The sequence below is a fragment of the Enterococcus sp. 2STP genome (assembly GCF_032465635.1).
GTDB lineage: Bacteria > Bacillota > Bacilli > Lactobacillales > Enterococcaceae > Enterococcus_B > Enterococcus_B lactis.
In genome coordinates this window covers 1-4,946 of the sequence record NZ_JAWDJH010000008.1, presented here as the reverse complement: position 1 = coordinate 4,946, position 4,946 = coordinate 1, and the positions used below count along the sequence as shown (strand labels likewise).

The following is a 4,946-nucleotide window of genomic DNA, read 5'->3' as shown; positions in this document are numbered from 1 at the left end:
TAACAGATTATCTTATGTAAAAAGTAACAATGCTCAAAGTTCTTTGTTACTAATACAAACAACCATAGCTGAATTAAATAATTCAATAAGCGATTTACTTCTTAATATCAAAAAATAAATCAAGAAATCAATGTTATATTACTGTTTCTTGTTAAGTTAACTAGCAAGCTTTTCTAAATTTTTATTTATTTCTTCTAATACTATTTTATATAAAAAATAGTATTAGAATGTATCTTTTATTTGTAGAATACACTATTTTATGCTATTATTTCCAAGTCATAAAAAGAAAAAAGCTTCAGATACTTATCTTTTGGGGAAAGACTCTAGGGTGAGGGAGTATCTGAAGCTTTTTTCTATGTTCATTATCTCACATGGTTATTTTTTAGTCTATTATTTGCTTAACTTTTTCAGAAGAACGAAAAAAAGACCTCAACCAAGGATGATTGGTTGGGGTTTTATGATTTTCGTGTAATTATCCAACTTGCTGCTCTTTTTTCTCTTCATCAGAGAACACCTCTACTTGTTCTTCTCTAACCTGTTCCTTTCTTGTTTTTAATCTATCAAACAAATTATTTTCTATTAGTTCAAAAAAATTATTTTTTTCTACAATATTCCAGTTTCCATCACTTTGCTCATCATAATATATTTTAGTTAATTTAGGTAAAATATCTAGGTAAACAAGCAACAATAGCTGAGCCTTTTTTTTATTTTCTTCTGAATCTTCATAATTACCTGAATAAGAATCAATATCCACAGACACTACACCTTTATCGTTTAGTTTTAACTCCATATTCTCATGACCAGTATATTCTAAACGCAAAATAATTTGTTTTAATAAATTGCTTTCAAGGATAAAGGATAATGTACTTATAAGTTTTAATACAGTATCACCATGTGCAGATAATGTATTATCATCTTTAGTTTCCCCTCTCACACCAATAATGCTATTAATAGTCAAGGATTTCTCGTTTTGCTGAGCATCTGTAAATAAAAACTCATTGTCTTTTGTAAATACAGTTTTTACAAACCACATGAAAATATCATCACTAAAAGTAAATTTATTTTCAACAATTTCATTTCTACCAGTATATCCATGTAATCTACGCAATAATTTAAGGGCATCTGAGTTTCGATTAATAATATATTGAGTTTTTGCACCGTCAGTATATACAATTATCATGCCACGTATTATAGATGTTTGCTCATCCATCTTAGTCATACCAGGCATTGTATAATTCATTGAAAAATCAATTACATTGTATTTAATATCACGGTTTTCAATCTTAATTTCAAGATTTTGATCGAATAATTTATGTTTTTGTAAATTAGTATACTGTATACTACCATCGTTTCTTAGCCCTTTATGATCGGTCATTAACAAATTGATAGACTCATCTAAAGTTATATCTGAATTATTTAACCATCTAGTGGTAGAAAACCAAGCCATGTAAAATCCTCACTTCCTGAATATGCCTTTATTATTTATAAGTTTTATTTTATTTTTTTTATTATTATTGATTGATACTTCTAAACCGCTGTCTACTTCTGGATAATTCTTCAGTACTTGAAAGCCTAGAATTTTTGAATCTGCTATTCTTTTCACCTTGTTTCGATTAAATAATTTACTTATATCTATCGTAATTCGTTTCTTGTCACTAGATATATTACAGTCATCCGAATATTGTTCTATCGGGTAGGCTTCAACTTGCATCGGTAATAATATTACTATATTTTTATTTATAAATTTTTTAGGATTACCTTCTAAATAAACTTTGAAATAAACCATTGTTATATCTACATCCGGTTCAAAATCATATTGAATTTCATCAATTTCTTTAAAATTAGTTTTTTTATCAGAAAATGTAATTTTAACAAAGGTTTTCCTATTCTTAAATAAGCTACCTAGCCAAAAAAGGCCTTTAAGTAGAGTAGTGAAGAGAACTGAATAAATCGTTAAATTTATACCATAAATTTTATCTGAAGGAATAAATTTAAAGTTAATAGGTAATATACTAGTAAAAAAAGCAGCAAACAAAGTAACTGCAATAGGGACTAATTCTTTAAGTGCTCTACCAAGTTTCAGCACGGTATATTCTCCAAAATTATCTCTTCTAAGAATGATATCTCATTTTTTATTTTTTCGTTCTCCCCTACATTAATTAATCCATTAACAGATAACTTTATGTCTATAGGCTTTTCCTCAAGTCTATACTGGACTCTAATACTTTTTATTTCTATAGATTCATTTTTTGATAAAAATGATAATTCTTTCATTAAGTTATAAAAATATGCTCTATCCTTAACCGTGCTAGCAATCAATTGTTGTATTTGTTGCTCGTATTGGTCATCTTCTTCAATTAATTCAATTGTAACTATTCTAGCTTGCTTATTAATAAACATTTTTTCTAAGATATCTAACATCACAGCTGATGAAATTACAACCTGACTATATCCTTCATCAAGTTTAGAACGAACAAAGGGATAATAATCACCTTTAATTTCAATTGCATCTATGCCATTATTAATTCGAGATTTAAACAACTTATATCTTTTATAATACATGTTCCGTCTCCCTATCCAAGACTCAAAAGCTACCTTTTTTTAATGTAAAACAATCCATTATTATATATAAATAATACGCTAATTTATTTTTTTTTACAATATAAATCAAATACCAATAATATCTATTTCGATTAATATAATCATTATTAATTGATTTTTATACTATTTACTATTACAGTAACTTTAAACTGATAGTCGTAGTTTTTAGATATATGTAATGCCCCTCAACGAGGGGCTATTTTTTTATCGTTGCGGAATATTTAAATACCAACGTTTGTCATGGAAATCTTGCGCTCCACCTTTAGTATTTCCCTCTGGATCATTCGTTGCTCGCATCATGACATAGACTTTCTTATTAGGAAAATTACGCATATTGAAAGATACATGATAACCAACATCCCCAGATGTCCCATACGCTTGATTTACATCTGGTCTATATACTCCGTCAGCTTTTACTCGTGCTAGCTCTTTCCCAGTATCGTAATCCATAATAAAAATATACTCGTATTGATAGTTAGCAATATGCCAACCAGCAACGTGCAAGTTTGCATATTCGATTTCCCCAAACTGATCAATGTGAGCATAGTTTGTTCCATCAGTTAGTGTAGGATTTGCTGCACCCGATCGAGTCAGATCGATAACTGGATTATCATCCGAAGTAGTTGGATTATCATCTGTGAATCCATGAGCTAAATCGTAAGCTAGTTTTTCCTTACTTACACCCATTTCAGAAAGATAACCGTAAGGATCTGTATGATCGCCCCAGATATTTTGTGTTACCCATAAAATGTGATTTGATTCCTGGTTGGTTATAAGGCGTGTCCAATGTTAATGGAATACCATATTTCATTGCTGAATCTCTAGCCAATTCAACATATGCTTTATAGTTCTTTTCAAAAGTTGTTTTATCATGTGTGTGTTGTAACTCAATCTGCACAGGACTGTTAGCATTAGCATACGAACCAGCACCGTACTGTACATAACCAGGTTGTCCGACTTGGTAAACAATACCACCGTCTCCCACAATGTAAGCAGTGTAAGCACTAGTCCATGAACGTTGCATATATTGCGCTTCATTGCGTCCTGTTGCTGTTTCATTAGCCGTTTCATGCAGTAAAATGTACTGATTATTTGCTACTTGTGAGCTACCTTCGTTTGAGCCCAAATTAAATTCATTGTTAATCGTATAGGCGAACCCATTAATTGGCAATAAAAAAAGAGCCGTTAATAGGCTCATCGCAGTAATAGTAACTTTCTTTTTCATTTGTTTCCTCCTTGTTCTTTGTTTTCAGTATCATTTCGTATTTGTTGAAATACTTCTTTTAACTTATCTGGTAGCGGAAGGAATACCGAAATGTTTTCTAAAAAACTGATCCCTTCATTTGCGACATAGAACATAATAACTATTTCTCTTAGAGGTATAGAGTTTCCAACGATTTTCTGTGCTTCAACTGCAACGGCAATCACCACGAAGATTAAAACTTTCTTCAATAATCCTTCGAAACCGACCTCGCTACTCACTTCTTTTAATTTCCATGCCTTCGCAAGTCCAGTCAAGAAGTCCACACCCACAAGAAAAATTAGAACATGTAGTATATTGTCCATCCCTCCCAGTAAACCAACAATTGTCCCGCCTATCACCCCAGTCATTACTGAAAGTGTGTTTAAATATTTTTCCACTATCCATATCTCCTTTATACAAAAAGCGCACTCGTTTGAGTACGCTTCTATTCTTCGTTATTAATAATCTCATCCGCTTCTTCATCCGTAATACATAATGGAACAAATTCACGAACCTGTTCTTCTGTAAAACAGCCCCAGTCAAACATCATTTTCACATCGCTAAAACTAAACATACTACTCGCCTCCTTCTGATCCTGGATTTAGTTGCTCTTTAATTTCTTCAATGTCTTTGCTATTTTGAAGTGAAGCAAGCATTGTCTTTGAATTGATTTGTGCTAAACTGTCAGCTTTTTCTTTCAATGCAGTATTTTCCTGTTTAATTACTACATCGTTTAGCATAAGTTTGGCATTGAGCTGTTTTAGATTACCATTCTCATGTTCCAGTGCCTCATACACTGCTTCAAGATTATTTAGCTTATTGTGATCCAATACATTCGTTAAAACAATCCATCGGTTTTCTTTAGGATCAAACAGTTGATCGTCAATTGTTAAAGGTTCCCCATCTGAACGAATTCCTTCTAATGGTGGGACATCAGTAAACGGGACAGTCATAACCATATCATCTAACACTTTCCCGGCATATTCCCCACCAGGCTTGCCATACTTCCAAATATCTTTCATTTATTTCACTCCTTTAATCTAAGATTCTATTTCCATAATGTGTAGCGTATTTATCTGTGCAAAATCTACTGTCTTTGATT

General features: G+C 31.5%; 6 protein-coding genes and 1 pseudogene. All 7 read right to left on the bottom strand.

The window, feature by feature from the left end:
• Nucleotides 1–472: 472 nt before the first annotated feature.
• Nucleotides 473–1,447, bottom strand: a complete 975-nt coding sequence (locus RWU19_RS01955) for a hypothetical protein (RefSeq protein WP_316032183.1) — start codon at nt 1,445–1,447, stop codon at nt 473–475.
• Nucleotides 1,448–1,456: 9 nt separating this feature from the next.
• Entirely contained in the window at nt 1,457–2,086 is a 630-nt protein-coding gene (locus RWU19_RS01950; protein ID WP_316032182.1) for a hypothetical protein, read from the bottom strand.
• Nucleotides 2,080–2,562 carry a hypothetical protein gene (locus RWU19_RS01945; protein WP_316002445.1) on the bottom strand — a complete coding sequence of 161 codons (483 nt, stop codon included), beginning with the start codon at nt 2,560–2,562 and terminating at the stop codon, nt 2,080–2,082. The genes RWU19_RS01950 and RWU19_RS01945 overlap by 7 nt, the downstream gene beginning before the upstream one ends.
• A gap of 243 nt (nt 2,563–2,805) precedes the next feature.
• Nucleotides 2,806–3,826 (bottom strand): annotated as a pseudogene (locus tag RWU19_RS01940) (N-acetylmuramoyl-L-alanine amidase).
• Entirely contained in the window at nt 3,823–4,242 is a 420-nt protein-coding gene (locus RWU19_RS01935; protein WP_316002446.1) for a phage holin family protein, read from the bottom strand. Before RWU19_RS01935 ends, RWU19_RS01940 begins: the two are co-directional and overlap by 4 nt.
• A 47-nt stretch (nt 4,243–4,289) precedes the next feature.
• Nucleotides 4,290–4,418, bottom strand: coding sequence for an XkdX family protein (locus tag RWU19_RS01930; RefSeq protein WP_002309137.1), 129 nt, complete (start codon nt 4,416–4,418; stop codon nt 4,290–4,292).
• A gap of 1 nt (nt 4,419) precedes the next feature.
• Nucleotides 4,420–4,866 carry a hypothetical protein gene (locus RWU19_RS01925; protein ID WP_316002447.1) on the bottom strand — a complete coding sequence of 149 codons (447 nt, stop codon included), beginning with the start codon at nt 4,864–4,866 and terminating at the stop codon, nt 4,420–4,422.
• Nucleotides 4,867–4,946 lie beyond the last annotated feature (80 nt).